This window comes from Undibacterium sp. SXout20W (genome assembly GCF_049340285.1).
In the GTDB taxonomy this organism is placed as follows: Bacteria; Pseudomonadota; Gammaproteobacteria; order Burkholderiales; family Burkholderiaceae_D; genus Undibacterium.
The window spans coordinates 20334-40357 of record NZ_JBMPPH010000040.1 but is presented as its reverse complement, the minus strand read 5'-3'; the positions used below and the strand labels follow the sequence as shown (position 1 = coordinate 40357).

14 protein-coding genes are annotated in these 20024 nt (G+C 45.4%); 8 read left to right on the top strand and 6 right to left on the bottom strand.

The genetic code is table 11. The features are described from left to right. The 5 genes from ACO0K1_RS16415 to ACO0K1_RS16395 all read left to right on the top strand — a co-directional run. Nucleotides 1-97: transposase domain-containing protein (locus ACO0K1_RS16415; RefSeq protein WP_423027520.1), on the top strand; the 97-nt coding region annotated here is incomplete at its 5' end. Nucleotides 98-105: 8 nt separating this feature from the next. After that, on the top strand, nucleotides 106-1470 hold the full coding sequence (locus ACO0K1_RS16410; protein ID WP_423027653.1) for a mechanosensitive ion channel family protein: 1365 nt from the start codon (nucleotides 106-108) through the stop codon (nucleotides 1468-1470). 114 nt (nucleotides 1471-1584) lie between these two features. Continuing rightward, a complete protein-coding gene (locus ACO0K1_RS16405; RefSeq protein WP_423027651.1) occupies nucleotides 1585-3846 on the top strand; it encodes a patatin-like phospholipase family protein in 2262 nt (753 codons plus the stop codon). A 239-nt stretch (nucleotides 3847-4085) separates the two neighbouring features. Continuing rightward, entirely contained in the window at nucleotides 4086-5207 is a 1122-nt protein-coding gene (locus ACO0K1_RS16400; protein WP_423027649.1) for a DUF2855 family protein, read from the top strand. 74 nt (nucleotides 5208-5281) lie between these two features. After that, a complete protein-coding gene (locus ACO0K1_RS16395; protein ID WP_423027647.1) occupies nucleotides 5282-5857 on the top strand; it encodes a TMEM175 family protein in 576 nt (191 codons plus the stop codon). Nucleotides 5858-5999: 142 nt separating this feature from the next. Here the strand turns inward: ACO0K1_RS16395 and ACO0K1_RS16390 are convergent, their stop codons facing one another. Beyond that, nucleotides 6000-6368, bottom strand: coding sequence for a hypothetical protein (locus ACO0K1_RS16390; RefSeq protein WP_423027645.1), 369 nt, complete (start codon nucleotides 6366-6368; stop codon nucleotides 6000-6002). 565 nt (nucleotides 6369-6933) lie between these two features. On the opposite strand from ACO0K1_RS16390, the gene ACO0K1_RS16385 reads away from it, so the two are divergent. After that, nucleotides 6934-8523, top strand: coding sequence for a M20/M25/M40 family metallo-hydrolase (locus tag ACO0K1_RS16385; RefSeq protein WP_423027643.1), 1590 nt, complete (start codon nucleotides 6934-6936; stop codon nucleotides 8521-8523). Nucleotides 8524-8622: 99 nt separating this feature from the next. Here the strand turns inward: ACO0K1_RS16385 and ACO0K1_RS16380 are convergent, their stop codons facing one another. Next, nucleotides 8623-8853: a hypothetical protein gene (locus ACO0K1_RS16380; RefSeq protein WP_423027641.1), complete on the bottom strand. Its 231-nt coding sequence runs from the start codon at nucleotides 8851-8853 to the stop codon at nucleotides 8623-8625. A gap of 33 nt (nucleotides 8854-8886) precedes the next feature. Between ACO0K1_RS16380 and ACO0K1_RS16375 the strand changes: the two genes are divergently transcribed. Next, nucleotides 8887-9711: a DUF2189 domain-containing protein gene (locus ACO0K1_RS16375; protein WP_423027639.1), complete on the top strand. Its 825-nt coding sequence runs from the start codon at nucleotides 8887-8889 to the stop codon at nucleotides 9709-9711. A 67-nt stretch (nucleotides 9712-9778) separates the two neighbouring features. Here ACO0K1_RS16375 and ACO0K1_RS16370 read toward each other — a convergent pair whose 3' ends face one another. Together ACO0K1_RS16370 and ACO0K1_RS16365 are read right to left on the bottom strand one after the other, a co-directional pair. Further along, nucleotides 9779-11740, bottom strand: coding sequence for an AI-2E family transporter (locus tag ACO0K1_RS16370; protein ID WP_423027637.1), 1962 nt, complete (start codon nucleotides 11738-11740; stop codon nucleotides 9779-9781). Between the two features lie 258 nt (nucleotides 11741-11998). Next, nucleotides 11999-15298 carry a S41 family peptidase gene (locus tag ACO0K1_RS16365; RefSeq protein WP_423027634.1) on the bottom strand — a complete coding sequence of 1100 codons (3300 nt, stop codon included), beginning with the start codon at nucleotides 15296-15298 and terminating at the stop codon, nucleotides 11999-12001. Nucleotides 15299-15535: 237 nt separating this feature from the next. On the opposite strand from ACO0K1_RS16365, the gene ACO0K1_RS16360 reads away from it, so the two are divergent. After that, nucleotides 15536-17314 (top strand): glycoside hydrolase family 44 protein, encoded by a 1779-nt coding sequence (locus ACO0K1_RS16360; RefSeq protein WP_423027632.1) that lies wholly within the window; start codon nucleotides 15536-15538, stop codon nucleotides 17312-17314. A 120-nt stretch (nucleotides 17315-17434) separates the two neighbouring features. Here ACO0K1_RS16360 and ACO0K1_RS16355 read toward each other — a convergent pair whose 3' ends face one another. Beyond that, nucleotides 17435-18625, bottom strand: coding sequence for an acetylornithine transaminase (locus ACO0K1_RS16355; protein ID WP_423027630.1), 1191 nt, complete (start codon nucleotides 18623-18625; stop codon nucleotides 17435-17437). Between the two features lie 365 nt (nucleotides 18626-18990). Next, nucleotides 18991-20016, bottom strand: coding sequence for a CDP-6-deoxy-delta-3,4-glucoseen reductase (locus ACO0K1_RS16350; protein WP_423027628.1), 1026 nt, complete (start codon nucleotides 20014-20016; stop codon nucleotides 18991-18993). Nucleotides 20017-20024 lie beyond the last annotated feature (8 nt).

The window sequence follows — 20024 nt, the reverse complement described above, 5'->3', positions numbered from 1 at the left end:
CGCTTGGCTTAAAGATACGTTGGAAAAACTCCCTACCTGTAAAAATAATCGTATTGATGAATTGCTGCCGTTGCGATTGAATTCGTCAAATCACTGATTGTTTAGGTGGATCTGTCGGACGCATACGATAAAAACACTACTATGCCTAATCAAGCTATTCTCACAGCACCGGCGAACGTCGATGATAATGTCCCGATTTTCACTGATAACCCTGCCTTTGACGAGAATGGTTTTTTTCATTCAGCTTTTTATGAAGCGTTCACTCAGCTAAGTATTCATAGTCTGTTCATACAGCTCGTTTCTTGTTTGCTTATTTTGGTTGGTGGCATTCTCACTATTCGAAAAATTCGCGCCAGAATTTTGACAGAAAAAAATAACAATTCCTTGTTTGCATCATTCATGCGCTCCGTCGCTGGATGGATACTTGTTGTCGTCTTACTTGGGGCATTTCTTACCTTATTCACTGCATTAAAAGTGAATGAGAAATACATGTTTATCCACTACTTTACGATTGGTGGTGCGCTACTATTAATGGTGAGATTTTTCGCCTGGCTATTTATCATTGCAATGCGGCCAAATGACTTGTTACGTTTATCACTGAAGATCGTGGAGTGGTTTTTTCTCTGTTCTATCGTGCTGTCTTTTTTTGGTTTGTATATTCCACTCATCGCCTGGGAAGATAGTATTTCATTTAATATTGGTATCCAAACGATCAACCTTGGAAAAGTATTAAGTATTCTGGCATTAGCATTAATTCTCTTCGCTGCTGTTGGCCAATTTAGTCGACTCGTTTCTATTGCAATCAATAAGCAAGTCAATAACGGCAACCTTAAATCTAATGTTGGTGAGCTGATTATTCGCATAATCAATATTATTTTATTTGTTATTAGTAGCTTTTCTATCCTCACCAACAGTGGACTCACCAGTTCGAGTATCGCTACCTTTACTTCTGCTCTAGGTATTGGTCTGGGCTTTGGTTTGCAAAAAATAGTGATCAATTTTTTGAGTGGTATCAATGTCCTCATTGAAGGAATCGTTAGAAAAGATGATCAAATTCGGATCGGTAATATCGCTGGCAAGGTCGTCTCCGTGAGAAGCCAACATATAGTTGTGTTGGAAGGTAGTGGTATCGAAAGTATTATTCCCAACTCACAGCTTACTGATACCAGTTTTCAGAATTTGACGCTCACTGACAACAAACACTGTGTAAAATTCCCGGTGCAACTTTCTTCCTTTGGACATTTTGAGATTTTTAAAACAACCATTATCCAGATTCTTCAGGAACAACCTCGCATTCTCAAGGATGGAAAAATTGGCGTTGAAGTGACTTCCATTTATGAGAATATTTGCAACACAGAGGTATTCTTCTGGATTGCTGATATCGAAAATGGCACATCGGAAATCGTTTCAGAGATCTTAGTTTTAGCCGGCACAAGGTTGGAAAAAAACGTTTTTGCAACAAAGACATAAGCACCATCAACAGAAGCACCATCAACAGAAGCGCTATCAAGGTAAGCAGTATCAACGTAAGCCTCATCAGTTGCTGATGATCAAACCATATAAATATGAACTATCTTAGCCATCATGTTTAAAAAATATGCCTTCGCGCTGTATTTATTTTTCATCTGCACACAGGTCATTGCTACGACTATTGGCAATGATGAATCTCATATTGAACGGTCGGCCCAAGATCACGGTGTCGTCGTTGTGTTAGCAGGTGGTGGTGCAAAAGGATTTGCGCACTTAGCAGTCCTGCACCGCTTAGAACAAGACCATGTTCCAGTCAAAAAAATCATCGGCACATCAATGGGCGCCGTTATCGGGGGGCTATATGCAGGTGGCCTGACAGTAGAGCAAATAAAAAATATTATCCAACAAGTCGATCCAACCACCGTGGCCTTAGACCAGGTGAGTCGTCAAGAACAACCCAATCTCATTAAAGAATATCAACAGCGTTATCCTATTAGTCTGGAAATAGGCCTAAAAGATGGCGCCTTCTCGACTGCTAGTGGTTTATCTGATGGGCAGCGTTTTTTGGCCTTATTACAGCGAGAGCTTGCATTCTTGCCTGGCAATAGTGATTTTGATCATTTAAAGATACCCTTTCGCGCCGTTGCAACGCGTTTGCGTGACGGAGAAATGACGGTATTTAAAGAGGGTAATCTGCCGTTTGTTATACGCGCCAGCATGGCGGCACCAACCGTGTTTTCACCTTTTGACATTGAAGGTGAAACCTATGTAGATGGTGGTTTAGTCGGTAATATCGCGATTGAAGTTGCCAAGCAAGAAAATCCAAACGATATTATTGTTGCTTCGTTTTTAGGACAAAAAGATTTATCTAAACAGGTAAAAATAAATGGCCCCATTGAAGCAGCCAATCAAATGCTGGATATTTTGGTGCATCAAAATGAAGTCCGTAATCTGAAACTTCTGAGCAATCGCGATATTCTCGTTACCCCTAAAGTTGCGGATATTCAGTTTGCCGATTTCAACCGCGCAGACGAGGTTATCCTGCGTGGCAGGGATGCGGTCGCCGTCAAAGAAAGTCAATTTGAGCAATTAAAAATGACCGAGGCAATTGATGCGAAGGACTACGATAAAAAATACCCTTCACGACCATTGATCGCCGAAGTTAAACCCATTCATCAAATTATCATAAAAGGGAATAGCCGTATTCCCGAAGCCTATATTCGGCAAAATATTCATCAGCAGGTCAACACAGCGATGGATCAAAAACAACTTGCTGTTGATATAGAAAATCTCTACACCAGCGGGCATGTTGAGGGTATCAATTATGTGTTGAATGATAACGCCGATGGCACCACTGACTTGCAAGTCAACGTCATTGAAAAAGAATATGGGCCGCACTTTTTTAAATTTGGCTATGGACTGTATTCCAATTTTGGAACGATCAATAGTTATTTCTTGGGCGCAGGTTACAGACATCCTTGGCTTAACGATAGTGGATTGGAATTGCGAGTTGACACGAGGATTGGTAGCGAACGCGCTTTGGAAGTCTCTTTAATTCAACCAGTAACAAATCAAATCGACTTCGCAGCAAACCTCGTTTATGACTCTAACTATTTACCTCTTTACGATCAACTCGCGGCAAAAAATGCGGATGTGATTGATTATTTGATTAACTATAAACAGACTGTCGGCGATGTCGGTTTTTACTATAATTTTAGTAAAAATACCCAGGCCAAATTTAAAATTTTCAGAGGTAAATACGGCATCAATTATGCCATCGGTTTGAATCTTACTGGTGTAAGTTCAATCGGTAGTGAGTTGGTATCTGGGAGCCAGGTTCAATTTACCCACGACACTCTCAATTCAACAACTTTTCCTGATAGTGGCACTTATTTTAATTTATTGTTAGAAAATGGATTTAATAACAGCTACCGAAAAACATCTGGAACTGCTAAATGGGCATTCGCGCGCGGGGCGGATATTTTTAATATTGGATTTGAAGGCGGTAAAATTTCTGACGGTGGTTCAAAGTCAAGCTCGCCAACTATATTCATTTTAGGTGGGTTCCAATCAATGGGTGCTTATCCTTATGGGAAATTATTAGGGGACGAATATGCACATGCTGAGACTGCATACATGCGGCGTTTAACGGACAGTATCATTGGTAAATCCTATGCTGGAGTGGTGTTGGAGTATGGTGGCGCCTGGTTTGCATCTGACGTCGATCAAAAATGGTACAAGCAACTTCATCCAAGTGCTACCGCGTTTATCGGTGTCGATAGCAAAATTGGTGACCTTTATCTGGGATATGGCAAAGGGGCACTCAATCAGAGCACACTCTTTTTACAGTTGGGTAAACGCCTTAGCTTATTTTAGCCAGACAAACCAAGACGAACAAAATCCGATCAATAGCGGTCAATACCAAGTGATGACTTGACATCGATATGGCTGACAGTCCTAGCGAAACGCTTAAATTTTTTTATAGCTTTAATGGCGCCGATAATTGTATTATTGTTAGCAAGAATACCCATTGTTGGATCTGATCAGTCGTGGTTTGACGTGCGGCACAGATTCAATTTACTTTTATTGCTGGCGTTTATAGACGGGATGTAAAGATGGAAAATCAAGGCCTGGAATTTATCGTTCAACGTGATCAGCTTACCCACACAAAAATCAGAAAATTTGCACTACCAGATTCTTCGACGCTTGATGCTGGTCAAGTTCTGTTGAAGGTTGATCACTTTGCATTTACGTCCAATAACGTCACTTATGCCGCGTTCGGTAGCGCAATGAAATATTGGAATTTTTTTCCGACAGAATATGCATGGGGCATGATTCCAGTCTGGGGATTTGCAGATGTCCTTTTGTCGAATGTAGAAGGAATTCTGCCAGGAGAACGCTTCTATGGTTACTATCCTATGGCAAGTCATCTGCTGGTGACGCCAGGACGGGTCAATGGAAGTGGCTTCGTCGATAGTGTTGCTCACCGTCAGGAGATGCACCCGCTTTATAATCAGTATTTACGGACGACCACAGATCCAGCTTACCAACCGGATACAGAAGCGATTCAGATGTTATTGCGTCCTTTGTTTATTACCTCATTAATGATTGATGATTTTCTTGAGGAACATCAATTTTTTGCAGCGAAGAACATTATCCTTTCCAGTGCCTCAAGTAAAACCGCCTACGGTCTTGCTTTCGCATTGAGTCAGCGTCCTGATCGTCACTATCAAATTATTGGCTTAACCTCGCCTGCCAATGCGCCATTTGTTCAGAGTCTGGGTATTTATGATCAGGTGTTAAGCTACGATCAGTGCGCCACACTGGATGCCGCGGATGCCAGCGTATATGTGGATATGGCGGGTAGTGCAACAATCCGAAGCACACTTCATCATCATTTCAAAGATAATTTGGTGTATAGCTGTGCCGTTGGTGGTACACATTGGGATGAGTTGGGTGGCGGTCAGAATTTGCCCGGCGCTAAACCTAGTTTATTTTTCGCTCCGGCACAAATCAAAAAACGTCTCGCCGACTGGGGTCCTGCGGGATTACAGGCGAAGATCGCGGCGGTATGGCAAAGTCTGATGCAAGAAATATTGCACGCACCAACGCCATGGCTTCAAGTTGTGAGCGGTGCTGGACCTGATGCTGTGAATCAGGTTGTATTAGGGATGCTGGAGGGTAAGATTGCCGCCCACGAAGGACATGTACTGAGCCTGAGTAAAGATGTGTCTTAATTTGCTTCTGTTTATTGAAACAATTCAGCGTTGATCGGATGATGCTCTGAATCATTGAAAGAAAGTTTTATTGTATGCATACGAATCGTTTGGAAGCATTTAGCGATGGTGTGATCGCTATTCTGATTACGATTATGGTGTTGGAAATGAAGGTGCCACACGGCACTGAACTCAGCGACTTGTTGCCTTTATTTCCAATATTTTTAAGTTACGTACTAAGCTTTATTTATGTCGGTATCTATTGGAATAATCATCATCACATGTTGCACACATGCAGACGTGTGACGGGCGGAATATTGTGGGCTAATCTGCACTTATTATTCTGGCTGTCGTTGATTCCCTTTGCCACGGGGTGGGTCGGCGAAAATCATTTCACGTCTAACCCAACCGCTTTATATGGCTTAGTCCTTTTGATGTCGGCCATTGCTTATTATATTTTGCAACAAGCGATTATTCGAAGTCAGGGACCTGATTCTGTCCTCAAAAAGGCAGTTGGAAACGACCTGAAAGGTAAAATTTCTCCTGTCATGTATTTTATGGCGATGGTGATCGCCTATGTTGAGCCTTGGATCGCAATGGCTTTATATGTGATCGCCGCTTTAATCTGGTTGATCCCTGATACCCGGATTGAAAAAGCCCTACATGAATAGCCGCAAAAAAGATGCTTGAGATCTTAAGTCCAATCGGATTGTGCGCATTGATTGGCGACATCACGCCGCAGGGTGTCAAGTTGTCACTCGATCAATGTTGCGTCTACTCTTTTTGGAAGAGTCAACGATAGACAGTAGCGAGTTATTTAGAATGATAGGAGCGTCTGAAGAACTCTAATCGTGGAAGTAATTCGATGCCGTTCACGGGGTGATCAACGAAGGAAAGACCTTGGTGAAAAAAATAGTCTGGTAGTTTTCGTAGAAATTGTTGTTCTGCTATGTTGATGATGGGCACCAGGTGATTTAGCCGCTTCATTTTTTCATAGAAATTTTTCGTTTCCAGCACTTTCTCGGAGAGCTCAATCAATACGCAAGCGGCTGTTCCAGGTACGGGAAAATCCAAACAATCTAAATTATTAAAACATCTCACCCCGAAAGAATGTGACGTCAGCACATGCTTTAAGGCCTCAACTTCGGGCTGATTTGCGGAGATGATGTTTACAACAAACATAAAATGACCTAAATAAATTTCAACAATGACAAGCAATCTTCGTTTTCACTAAACGCACTCTAAGTTGATCAGTATAGGGATGTGGTTAATGATGCCTATTGCCCTTTGGTGCAAAACAAGCGCAATAGTGACCTGAAATTGTTAAAGAATGAAAAATAAATTTGGTGCAGGTTTTATGTCGGATCTCCACGAAGGAAACTTGAACTATACCTTCACTCTTCAACAAACTAATCAGCCAATAAGTCACCAATAAGTCACCAATAAGTCACCAATAAGTGTTGTCGGTATTGACACTCGCAAGCGATGACCGGCGGACAATCTTGCTATAAGCGATGTGGTTCCGATTTAAAAAGTCAACGCAACTTGTTGTTTTACGGTTTTATAGGCATAGACCGTTTTGATTCAATCCCTGACGACAACGATTTCTGGCACCATGCTCAAAGCATTGAGGTGTTGGCGCAGTGTAAAAATACGTTTGTGTAGCATCAGATAATGGCGTCCACTGCGGCGTTGTTGGAAACTTTTGTGATTTTCTTAACCATTTAATCAAACTAGAGTAAGCGCGATGATGACAACAAAAAACCCCACATTAGCACTGATAAAGTCGACCTTGCAAACTTGTATCGTCTTTTCAAGCGCTTGGCTATGCAATCTTTCTTATGCCCAATACCCGTCGGAGGTGACTGAGCAGCAATTGCGTCTCAGCGCTAGTGCTACTTTCCCTGAATACTTGGAATTGCTGGCGATTCCAAATATTCCGAAGAACCCCGCAGACATGCAGAAAAATGCCGATTGGTTAACGCGTGCCTTCGAACGACGCGGCTTTGCGGCTCAAGAGTTAGACAATCATGGCAAACCTTTGGTTTTTGCTCAACGCAGTGGATCAAAGTCGTCCAATCTGAAAACCGTTTTATTTTATTTTCATATGGATGGACAACCCGTTGTGCCTAAAGAATGGGCACAACCCGATCCGTTTAAACCGGTACTCAAAAAGCGCGGTGCTGATGGTAAATGGCAGGAAGTTGATATGAGCGCATTACTCAGACCCGACTTCGATCCCGAACTGCGCGTGTTTGCTCGCTCTTCCTCGGATGATAAAGCACCCATAGCCATGTTTTTGGCGGCACTAGACCTGATGAGTCGCATGAAAGTGGCACCGGCGGTGAACATCAAAGTCATCATTGATAGTGAAGAAGAGAGTGGATCGCCTGGTTTGCCTGCTGTTATTGCTGCCAATCAATCTCTACTGAAGGCGGATGTCCTGGTGATTCATGATGCAGCGACCCATCCAAGTGGCCGTCCCACAGCGGTTTTTGGAAATCGTGGTGATGCGTGCCTGAGTCTCAAGGTATTCGGTCCCAAATCGCCGTTACATAGCGGTCATTACGGTAACTATGTGCCCAATCCCGTGTTTTCTATGGCGCGGCTACTCGCATCGATGAAAGATGATGACGGTCGGGTCTTAATTCCCAACTACTACAGCAACATCCATCTGAGTGCCGATGAAGTCGCTTTGTTGCATGCGGTTGGTGACTACGAGGGTGCTTTGCGTAAGCGCGTTGGTATTGCCGAAGGTGAAAAGGTAGCGCCAACCTATCAAGAGGCTTTGCAATATCCATCGCTTAACATTCGCGGTATCGCCGCAGGCAATATCGGCGAAAACGTTGCGAATATTATTCCGCGTGACGTGACTGCAGAACTGGAAATGCGCACCACGCGCGAGGCCAATGCCGCCTATTTGACCAAATTAATTCAAGCGCATATTCAGAACCAAGGCTACACCATCGTGCAGGGCGAACCTAGCGATGAACAACGGCAACAATTCCGCAAACTCATTTCCGTGACGGCCTCATGCGCATCATCGGAAGCAGCGCGGCAAGATCTTAATAGTCTTGTCAGAAAGTGGGCACAGGCTGCGTTATCCGGCGCTTACCAGGGCATGGGCGCGCTCTCTGAACCCGTTTTTATTCGTGCAATGGGAGCCACGGTGCCAACGCATGAAATTGTGGAGCCGCTGCAACTCCCGTTTGTACTGATACCTACGGTCAACTCCGACAATAATCAACACACTTATGATGAAAATTTTCGGATGGGAAACTACCTGATAGGTATGCGGACAATGATCGGTTTGTTGACGACGCCCTATAGCGACTGATCGCCTTTATTGTCCTCGTTGACCATCACTTAAGTGGACCCGACCCGCGGTTTATTCGTGGGCTGACCCTTTTTGCTACCCCGTTTCTGTTTCGGTTTTTCACCACAACAATGACGCCAGTTCAGCTTTACCCATCGCGAACGATGGGTAAGCTGGTCTTAGCCATTCGTTGCTTTCTTGGTTCAACTTTGATGCAATCGAATGATGTAAGCTTGATTTTTCATATTGCACTGCAACGTTAGTCACTGATGTATTTTGATGCAAATCAATTGCCAGTCGAACCAACATTGTCTTAGTATCAAACCACGGTTTTTCAGTTTGCTCGTTCATGACGGTTCCATCAACAAAAACAATGGAGACAAGATGGCAGATTCGACGCAAGGTAGAGACGGTGACAGTGCACCTCCTGATATAAAAACGATTATCGATACAGCGTCTCCGTTCCCACCCATTCGTCGGATTGGGATGTTTCGACCTTTGGTTTGGCTACGTCTGGGTTGGAGTGATTTTCGCGGCTCTGGTGGCAGTAGTTTTTTTTATGGCGCGTGTTTTGCTGCCATGGGGCTTTTACTTAACTTAGTTTTACACAATGCACCCGAATACGTTTCCGCATTAAGTTGTGGATTTTTATTAGTTGGCCCTTTGTTGGCTCTGGGTTTATACGATATTAGCCGGCGTATAGAAAACGTTCGCTCAGGGTTGTTGGGGAGCGTCTTTTCTATGCGCGGACGTTGGAGCAATATTGGCGTGTTGGCATTGGTGTTGGCAGTCGTCCTGATGGTCTGGGCGCGTGCATCTTTGGTTATTTTTGCGTTGTTCTATAACAAGGGCATGCCCACCATGCATGGTTTTCTAGAGCAACTCTTTTCGCTTGATCATTTAGAGTTTGTGCTCGTTTATGCCTGTATTGGCTTTGTGTTTGCCAGCATTGTATTTGCGATTAGCTGGGTGTCAATTCCATTGATGTTAGACCGCGATACGGATGCCATTACGGCGATGATTATTAGTTGCGTTTCTTTGTTTATCAATGTCCCTGCGAGCATTGTTTGGGCGCTGTTGATTGTTGCTAGTGTGGTGATTGGCTTTTTGACCTGGAATGTAGGATTTCTGGTTCTGATGCCAGTCATCGGGCATGCGACCTGGCATGCATATAAAGACGTGGTCGGATCTGGCATTGATCGTCGATAAGAGCGAAGTTAAGAGTGTGGATAAACCATCGAAATCACACTCTTATCTCGAAAAAAATAAGCGACAATCAGTTTGCATCGATTGGCGTAGTGCTGTGCATGTGCATAAGGCAGAGGTTCAACGTTGCTTCATAGGACCGCGCAACCTCGTCCGATGCATCGATCGAAATTGGATGGCCGCTATGGGACTGACTGCTATGAGAGTGATTGCTATGAGAATGAACATTTTCATAGGGACTTGGTAACAGTACCAGGACACGATGCACGGAGGGAAAACGGTGCTGTATATCGGTCAGTAATAGCGAACTTTGTTCTTCTTCTTTTGCGGGTGATGTACTAACCACACAAACGACGGAAACACTTTCTGCTTTGGCCTCAGGTGGTGGTGCAGCAAAGTCAGCAAGGGAAATGTGACGTGCGTCCAGATTGTGGTGGCGTAAAACGCGCACCAAAATTTCTGCAGCCAACTCATTTCCTGCTTCTCCGAGTCCCATACAAAGGACCACACTGGCGGGTGGAACGTCGAATGATCCTTGGCGTAACCCGATGACTTTTTCACGCTGCGTGCGCAAATGTCGCCCCAAGGACATATCCTGTAAAAAACTCGCATGTTCAGATTTTTTCCACGTATGTGTTTTTCCATCCAGACTTTCAATGACAGTACCCACGGCGATACCGAGGCGTAATTTTTCATCTGGATGAATTTTCCCTTCTTCGAGATCGTGTCCCGCCAGATGCAGTGCTGGCATCAATACCGTATCGCAATAACTCGCAAATGACTTTTTCTTCATATAGGTTCTGGCGGCGGAGATGATTTCTGTTGCGTCGCCAGACAAAGCACGTTGATAAAAATTTTGTGCCAACGTAAGTGCCCTTACTTCACCAAATAATGTTTCCAGGACTTGTAAAGCCGGCACATAGCGTCCAGCAACGACCAGGCATAGGGTTAGTGGCGTTGATACTACCAGGCCGACTGGCCCCCAGATCCAGCTCCAGAAGATGGCAGCGATGACAACGGATAATGGCGATAAGCCAGTAGAGTGACCATACAATTGCGGTTCGACCAACTGCGCAACGATCATTTCGATTGAAAAGAAAATCGCCAGGGTCATGAGGGCGAGGCTCCAGCCAGGTTCAATTGCAGCGGCGAGCAGACTCGCAAAAATGGCTGCCAGCCAGACGCCAACATAAGGGACAAAACGTAGAATCGCGGCAAGCGTGCCAAACAAAATGGCATGTGGCAAACCGATAATCAATAAGCCAATAAACACCAGAAAACCAACACCAAAATTGACCGCAAATTGCGACGTGAAAAAACGCGATAAGCGCTCTCCCGCATCATTCACTGCAATGGTAGTTGCACGTAAATCGTTGCTGCCAATGAGTTTAATAAGGCGGTCACGCAAAGATTCTTGTTCGAGTAAAACAAAGATTAACACCATCAAAACAATCCCAGCCGTTTCAATGGGAGGCCAGATCGATGCCATAATTTTTTGTAATAACTGTAGCGGACGCAGTGCTGGTTCCTGGATTTCAACTAATACCGGTGCATCCAGATTACTGCTAGCTGAGGATTTTATTTTTTCTGCGCCAGTTTTTTCAACCGGATCTTTTTTTGTCAGTTCGTTAAAAACTTTGTCGGCGTGTCCGGTCAATGAATCAAATTGCGCATTGCTTAATTCGCGTAGGGTCGCCAATTTGTCGTGAATGGTTTCTTCATATTCCGGCAAGCTACTTGCCAATCTCACTAATTGCGTGCCAATGACGGTACCGGCAGCGGCGATACCTAAACTGAGGATAAGTACGGCAACCCACACGGAAGTGGTCGAGCCGATGCCAATTTTTCGCATAGCGCGCAGCATTGGTGCGACCAAAAAACTCAACAAAATTGCCAAGGTGATTGGAATCAAAACATCGCGTCCGAAATACAGTAAGGCTAACATTACCGCTGTTCCGACTATGCCTGCCAAGTGATTGGATGCATTCTGACGTACAGATTTCAATGGTTCTGATGGCTCGGAAGATGGCATGGTGGCTCTTAAAGTGGGAAGTAAATTGACAAAAGCGTTAGTAAATCGACTATTCAGTTTAGCGCATACTGATTCTATAGCAGACGATTCTAAATGACGGTGTATCAGCAGGTCAACGAACTTACAGAGCAAAAAAAATCCCCTGCCAAATTGCGCAGGGGATTTGGTGATAATCTGAATTGATGCTTATTTTTAAGCTTATCTTTAAACTTATCTTTAAACTTATCTTTAAACTTATCTTTAAACTTATCTTTAAACTTATTTAAGTTTTGGAAATGCCTGTGGTGTCAGCGTTTGAATCGGTTCAGTTTGTAATTTGTCCTGAAGTAACTTGAGCGCTGTTTCTAACTGTTGATCTTGGCCACTAAATGTTGCGTGAGGCAAATTTTCTACTTCAACATCAGGTGCGACACCGATACCTTCAACCAGCCATTTTCCATCGAAGCCGAATTGCGCATTTTCAGCAGCGCGGATCATGCCGTTATCAGCCAGTGAGTTATTGTCCGATAACCATACCCCGGCACCGGCGGTACGCCGTCCGACTAAGGGAGCAAGCTTGAGTGCTTTGATACCGGCGGCAAAAGTTTCACCATCGGAATAGGTCAGCTCATCGATGAGCACCACCAAATGCCCACGGAAGGTTTGTTGCATATTCGTTGATGGGACAGAAACCGGGCTTGCCCAAAATGCCCAGGCTTTACGCAAAAGCTTTTCAATAATCCAGCTATCAATATTGCCACCACGATTACGACGTACATCAATGATGAGCCCATCACGGTTGATATTGCTATAAAAGTCGCGGGCAAACGCATTGATATCGTCGGGACCCATTGCGCGCAGATGCAAATAGCCGATTTTCCCCTTGGAAGCCTGATTGACGCGTTCACTACGACTTTGTTCCCAATCTGCATAGCGAAGGTCCGCATGCTTTTTCATCGATATCGGTGTGACGATCACTTCATGCGGTGTCTGCTTGCCTCGTTTGATTTGCAAAAGAACTTGTTTATCGGTCTGATTATTGAGGAGATCAGAAATATCCCGGGCGGCGTTGACGGACTGACCATTGACGCTGACAATCTGATCGCCTTCTTTGACATCAACATCTGGTTGTGCAAGTGGCCCCGTTTCTGATGGCAGTTCTGGTTCCGTCCGATAGATATGATCGATTCTGACGCCATCAGGCGTGCGGCTGAGAACGGCGCCCAAAGAGGCTGGCGTACCTTCTGGTGCCGCTTTACGAATATCACCTGGACGGAACTGTGAATGCAGTGCGCCAACTTCACTTGCCATCTGTGCCAAAACATCGTTGAGTTCGGCGCGATCAGTAATACGTTCCACCAGCGGCGCATATTGTTGACGCACCGCTTTCCAATCGACCCCACGCATGTTCTCATCATAAAAATAATCACGGTGCATGCGCCAGGCGTCGTTAAATATTTCACGCCATTCCTGCCGTGGATCAATAGTGAAACTCCAGTCATTGATACTCACTTTGGCCTGACTGATATCAGCTGGCGCTTTTGCTCCCGCATCGACGATAACAAAGTCGCCGTTCCCACTACCGGCGGTACGATATAAAACGTGTTTTTTATCAGCAGCGACATCGAAGGATCGAATACCGTTCGCAAATACCTCAAGCTGTGGATTAGCGTTGTTCACGGCGAGTGTTTTTACGGTACCTTTTTCCTCCTGACCATCTTGTTCAAATAAATACAAACGCTTGTCATCGCTCGCTAATTGTCGGTAGTTACCTGGTGCCACGGGTGCTTGATATAAGCGTTGCGCTAAACCCTTATAGTCAATACTTGGGTGCTTAGGTTTAGCCGCTTTTTCTGCGGCAGTAGCATCTGCCTTTTTGTCTTCTGTCTTTTCTTTTTCTGGCATCGCTGACGCTTGCAATTCGTCGTTTGCTTTAAATGGGAAACGTAACTTATCTTGTAAAGCAATAGCAAATACGCCAGTCCGTTTGTCAAAATGTGGCCCGAGGTTTCGGTCTCCCCAAGGTGCATTATTAACTACCTTAAAATTACGATCAGATAAGAAATAGAGCCAATGTCCATCACTCGAAAAGACTGGCGAAGTCGAATCATAATGATCGCTCGTCACAAATTGCAGATGCTTATTTGCGATGGAATACAGGCCAATTTGATTTCGTTGCACATTGCTATCCGGACGCACCATCGCGATGGTTTGACTATCTGGCGACCAGACAATGTTGTCGTATTCTGGGATGCCAATTTTCCCTGCATCGTCGATCAAATGATTGACTTTGGTGGCAAGATCTAATAACCATAAACGTCCTCGCTTATCGGTATGTGCCAGCCATTTGCCGTCTGGTGATGGGAATAAATGGAAGCGGTGAACACTGCCATCTTTAGTCAGGATTTCAGGCTGACCGATACCATTTGCCGGGAATTTCCAGATTTCATTTTCACCGGTTGTATCAACAATGGCATACACGCTTTTTTGGTCACTTGAAAATACGGCGCTACGCGCCCGCGCATCCGCTGGAATCGGTAAATCAATGCGTCGTTGTTTCCCTAAACCCGCAATCGTTACATGACCACGTGCAGTGATCATAAGATGATCACCTTTCGTAGAAAAATCAGTCGACGTCAAATATTCAAGTGGATTTTTGATCAGATGCTGACGCACCTGATCAAAGTCTGACACGAGTTGAATATTTAAGGTTTTGTCTGACAGAGTAGTCAGGTCGAATAAATGCAAGTCAGCACCAGACTGGTACACAATTTTACCGTCACCGAGTGCGGCGTTGCGGATATCCCATTTTTGCTGATGAGTCAAAGATTTTGCTGAAGTTCCATCAGGATTAGCTGTCCAGATATTGAAACTACCATCGCTATCGCTTAAAAAGTATAGATGTCCTTGCCACCACATTGGGCGTTTGTTGTTGCTTTTGTCTTGAGGAAAAAGATGGATCGCTTCCGAGGTACCTTGTAAATCGTAGCGCCATATTTGTGCGGTTGCGCCACCGCGATAATGCTTGGCATTGTCATTGGTTACTTGCAAACCAAAGCGCGTGAAATACAAATATCTGCCGCTATCGTCCAGCGTTGCTTCGTTCGCGTCCGCCACGGGGAAAACCCGTCTGGCCATGTTTTGTGGGTTAATCGCAGCAATAATCTTATGTGCGCCAGGCCCGGTACTGTTTTGCGTACTGATGAGCACTTCTCCCTGTGCGGTCCAGCCAAGGACATTGACAACATCATTTTCAAAACTAATACGTTTAGGTAAGCCGCCGCCGACCGGCATGACATAGGCTTCGGTCGTACCTTCGTAGGCAGCGGAAAAAGCCAACCATTGTCCATCTTGAGAAATGCTCGGATACAGTTCCGCTGCCGGATGACTCGTTAGTCGTTGTGCCTGACCACCATTTACACCCACTTTCCATAAATCACCCTCCGCAGTAAAGACCACGGTATCAGCGCGCACGCCAGGAAAACGATAATAAGCTGATTGACTATTAGCGTGTGCGGCTGGCAATTGGCACAGGCCAAAGCTGAGGCTCATCAGAGCGGCAAGACGGGTGAGTTTCATAGTTGGTCTCAATAATTTATATGTTGTTGGCTTTAGTTTTAAAACGGGAAAAGATGATTTGTAGTTTGCCTTTAAATAATCATTTTCACATCAAAAAAATAATAAGTGTTACCAAATTGTAAGATTTGTTGAAATGCGGCAAGCATTAGCCTAAAACATCATTCGCCATCAAAATATTTCCATGTGGAAATATTTGGTGTTGGCAATTGGTTTAAATGACTGTTACAGGAGAATGTGATGAGACCTTCCAACTTCGCTAAAGTTCTCGCAATATGCGCCATATCTGCAGAATTTTCTGTATCTCATGCACAAAGTGTGACATTTAGCATTGATACCCAATCGCAGCGCAGCACGATCAGCCCTCTCATCTATGGTTACAACGCTTATGCCGATGGCACTGGTCGTACGGGTTTGGATAATCAGGGTGGACAGGCCAACTTGCAAGGGCTGAATCTGACGTCAAGGCGCCTGGGTGGCAACAATATGACGAGTTATAACTGGGAAAATGGGGTCAGTAATTCTGGCATGGATTGGTGTAATTCATCGAATGCCGGGGTCAGCTATGCCACTGGTGCTGGTGCGCCGAATAACAATGTCGGTTTGGCATACTATGCCCCAGGCGTAGCGATTAAAACCTTTCATAGCCAATCCGTCAGCTTAGGCACTTATTCTTTATTGCAATTACCCGCTGCAGGAAAGTTACCAAAAGACATTGTTAATCTCAACCCGCCAGGTTTATGCAATGGCGCGCAACTCTGGCAGAGTGCACCTGGCGCATCGAACATTGATGTTAACCGATGGGTGAATATCGTCAATGATAAACCTGCGAGTGCAGGCACTTTAACACTGACGCCGGTGGTCAATGATGGCAACGTTTATATCGACGAAGAAATTAATTTTCTAATGAAAAATTTCGGCCCGGCGTCAAGCGCTAAAGGTGTCAAAGGTTACGAATTAGATAATGAGCCTGATCTGTGGCATTTATGGCCCTCGCAATACGGCGAAGGCACCCATCCATTGTTGTACCCAACGCTGACGACTGTCGCTGATGTATTGCAGAAAAATTTGAACTTGGCAACCACCGTAAAACGCATGGACAGCACCGCAGAAACCTACGGTCCTGCAGTGAGTGGCTATCTTGGTTTGTTTAGCTTGTGGGCCGTCTGGGATGGTTCACAAACGCGGCAGCCTGGCGATTGGACTACGTATAACGTTGAGCCGTATCTGACCAACAAGACAGGGGATCGTTATCGCTACAATGGGATGACATTCGCGAATGTTTATCTGGATAAAATGCGTAAAGCGTCCGTCAGTGCAGGTCATCGTTTGCTCGATACTTTATCCTTTCACTATTATCCACAAGCGTCGAACAGTCCTGCTGACCGCGTTCAGGCCGCGCGCAGTTTGTGGGATGCAAATTATGTCGAACCAAGCTGGATTACCCAGCCAGGCTATGGCTTCACTGATGGTCGCGGCTTGCAACTGATTCCGAAACTAAAACAAGCCGTCGCTGATTTTTATCCCGGAACTAAGCTGGCAGTGACTGAATACGATTTTGGCGGCAAAACAGATATCACGGGGGCGATCGCTCAGGCCGACGCCTTAGGTGCGTTCGGACGACAAGGTGTTTATCTCGCGAGTTATTTTGGGGACGTCGAAGCATATATTGCAGCGGCATTTAAGCTGTACCGTAACTACGATGGAAATAAATCGGTGTTCCCGGAGGTATCGGTCAAAGCTGTATCGACCAATAACAACAATGGCACCGTTTATGCGGCCGTGAGTGCGAAAGATCCGACGACTTTACATGTTATCGCGATCAATCGTTTGAGCTCACCATTGACGGCAAGTATGCAAATTAAAAATCCGACCGCTTTTAAAAATGTGCAGACTTGGGGTGTTGATGCGAAAAGTCAGAGTATCACCCAGAGAAGCGGCGTTTCGGGTGTTGTGAACAACACGTTCAGTTATACCCTGCCTGCATTGTCCGTGATGCATTTTGTTTTAAAACCATGAGGCGCTGATTAAAAAAATGCCGCGATGGCTTGGCGACCGCGGCATTTTTTCTATTTTAACCAATGATAAAAGTGGTGGATAAGTGAAAGATAAGTGGTAGATAAGTAGTGGAATCGGACCTTATTTTTTCACTTGTTTTAATACTTCACGTAACATGCTCAGCATCTGATCTAACTCTTCTTTAGTCACATTGAGCGCAGGCATAAAACGCAGTAAATCTGGACGAGGTGAGTTGAGTAACAGGCCGACAGGTTCCATATTTCGGGCGACTTCGACGATTTGTCCGCCAATATTCTCACCGAGTTTTAATGCGCGTAGCAGGCCTTCGCCACGTTCACCTTGCAGACCAAATTCTACTGATAACTTGTTTAATTCATCGCTGAGGTACTGCGCTTTTTCTTTGACTGACGTCAAGAAACCAGGCTTGGTCAATTCCTTCAATACGGCAATCCCCACCGCAGTCATCAAAGGTGCTCCGTTGTAGGTGCCACCTTGATCACCGGGCACAAAGCAAGCCACCGCTTCCTGGCACAAGAGTGCACCGAGAGGGACGCCACCGCCGATGCCTTTGGCCAGAGTCATAATGTCTGGTTCAATGCCGGATAATTGGTAAGCGAATAATTCGCCGGTGCGACCCATACCAGACTGCACTTCATCAACGATCAGCAGGATTCCGTGCTTTTTGGTCAATGCACGCAGGTCTTGCATGAATTCGCAGCTGGCAGGAATGACCCCGCCTTCGCCTTGTATCGGCTCCAGCATTACTGCCACGGTTTTGTCTGTGATTAAACATTCAACGGAGGCGATATCGTTCAGGTCAGCTTTAGGGAAACCAGATACTTGTGGCGCAAACAGCGTATCCCAGCCTGGTTTGCCGGAAGCGGACATGGTTGCCAAGGTTCGACCATGGAAACCATGATCAAATGTAATGATCTCAAACGCGCCATTTTTATTAAGTTGCCCCCACTTACGCGCTAATTTAATTGCGCCTTCATTGGCTTCTGCACCGCTATTCGTGAAGAACACCCGATCAAAGCAGGAATGCTGCGTTAATTGGGTTGCCAGCTCAACCATCGGCGCATTGTAAAAAGCCGGTGACGGGTTGAGTAATTTCTTTGACTGTACGATGAGGGCATCGGAAATAACGGCAGGGCTATGTCCCAAACAATTGACTGCCCATCCCTGCAAATAATCGAGGTAGCGTTTGCCATTGTTATCCGTCAGCCACATACCACTGCCTTCCGTAAAGACGATTTCCGGGCGCGGCGTGATGTACATCAGAGAATTAACGTTGTACTGACTGAATTCCATTTCAAGACTCCTAAGGTCATTCCAGTGGTGGATAAAAAAACCAACGAAAAATAAAAAATTAAAGCGTAAAAAAGCAAAAAGCCACAGGTGCTTGCCTGTGGCTTAGGTCTTGTGCTGCGGTCTCATTTGACGCGCAGGTACACTAACACATCCGCCCAGGCTCGTTCAACGAGCGGCGACGTCGCGCAATATTTGGTGAGGACATGTCAGGAAAATTTTTCATAAAACGGATAGTAGGACTTTTTGCGCAGTGCGTCAAAATAAATTTCAATCTAAATGAAAAAAATAATCCATTGAACGCACCACATCGCATTTTGCTTCCCGACGTTACCAGGGGAGGGGATCGGCCCCCTCCATACTGCAGGTTATTTGGCTAAATCGGCTTCCGAGGTAAATGAGTCAGCGTAAAATTCGTCGGCTGGTAATTGGCATAACGTAACAAAGTCGCGTTGTGCAGACTCAACCACAATCGGTGCACCACACGCATACACTTGATAATCGGACAAATCAGCAAAATCCGCGATGACGGCCTGATGCACAAATCCGGTGCGACCAGCCCAGTTATCGTCTGGCAATGCGTCAGAAATGACCGGTACGTAGCGGAAGTTGGATAACTTGTTTGCCCATTCGTGGCACAGCGCGTCCATGTATAAGTCAGCTGGACGACGACCACCCCAGTACAGCGTGATAGCACGTGTCGAATTGGTGTGAATCAAATGTTCTACCAAGGCTTTGATGGGGGCAAATCCTGTACCGGAGGCCAGTAAAACGATGGGCTTATTGCTGTCTTCCCTTAAAAAGAAGCTACCATGTGGCCCTTCAAAGCGCAAAATATCGCGTTCTTTCAGGGTGGAAAACACTTGATCCGTGAATAATCCACCTGGCATATGTCGCACGTGCAGGGTGATGTGTTCGTCCAGATGTGGGGCGTTGGCCATACTGTAGCTGCGACGTTTGCCATCCTTCAGCATGAATTCGATATATTGGCCAGCCCGGTATTGCAGACGTTCGTTGGCTGGCAATTGCAGTGCAATTAACATCACGTCGTCAGACAATTTTTCCAGTTTTGCCACGCGGGTAGGCATTTTTTTGATCGGATAATCACCACTGGCAACAATTTCACGTGCTTCTATGGTCAGATCCGATTGTGGCTTGGCGCAACAAAATAAGGACATGCCCTGCGCTTCTTCGGTGTCTGACAGCGCACGTTGTTGATGGTTGCCATGTACCACGGTGCCATTGCTGATCTTGCCTTTGCAAGAACCGCAGGCACCGTTTTTACAGCCATAAGGCAAGCCAACACCCGCGCGTAAAGCAGCGGATAATACGGTTTCATCTGCTTCGCAGCTAAATTGACGACCACTAGGGGTCACAGTTACTTGAAAAGTCATACAATCCT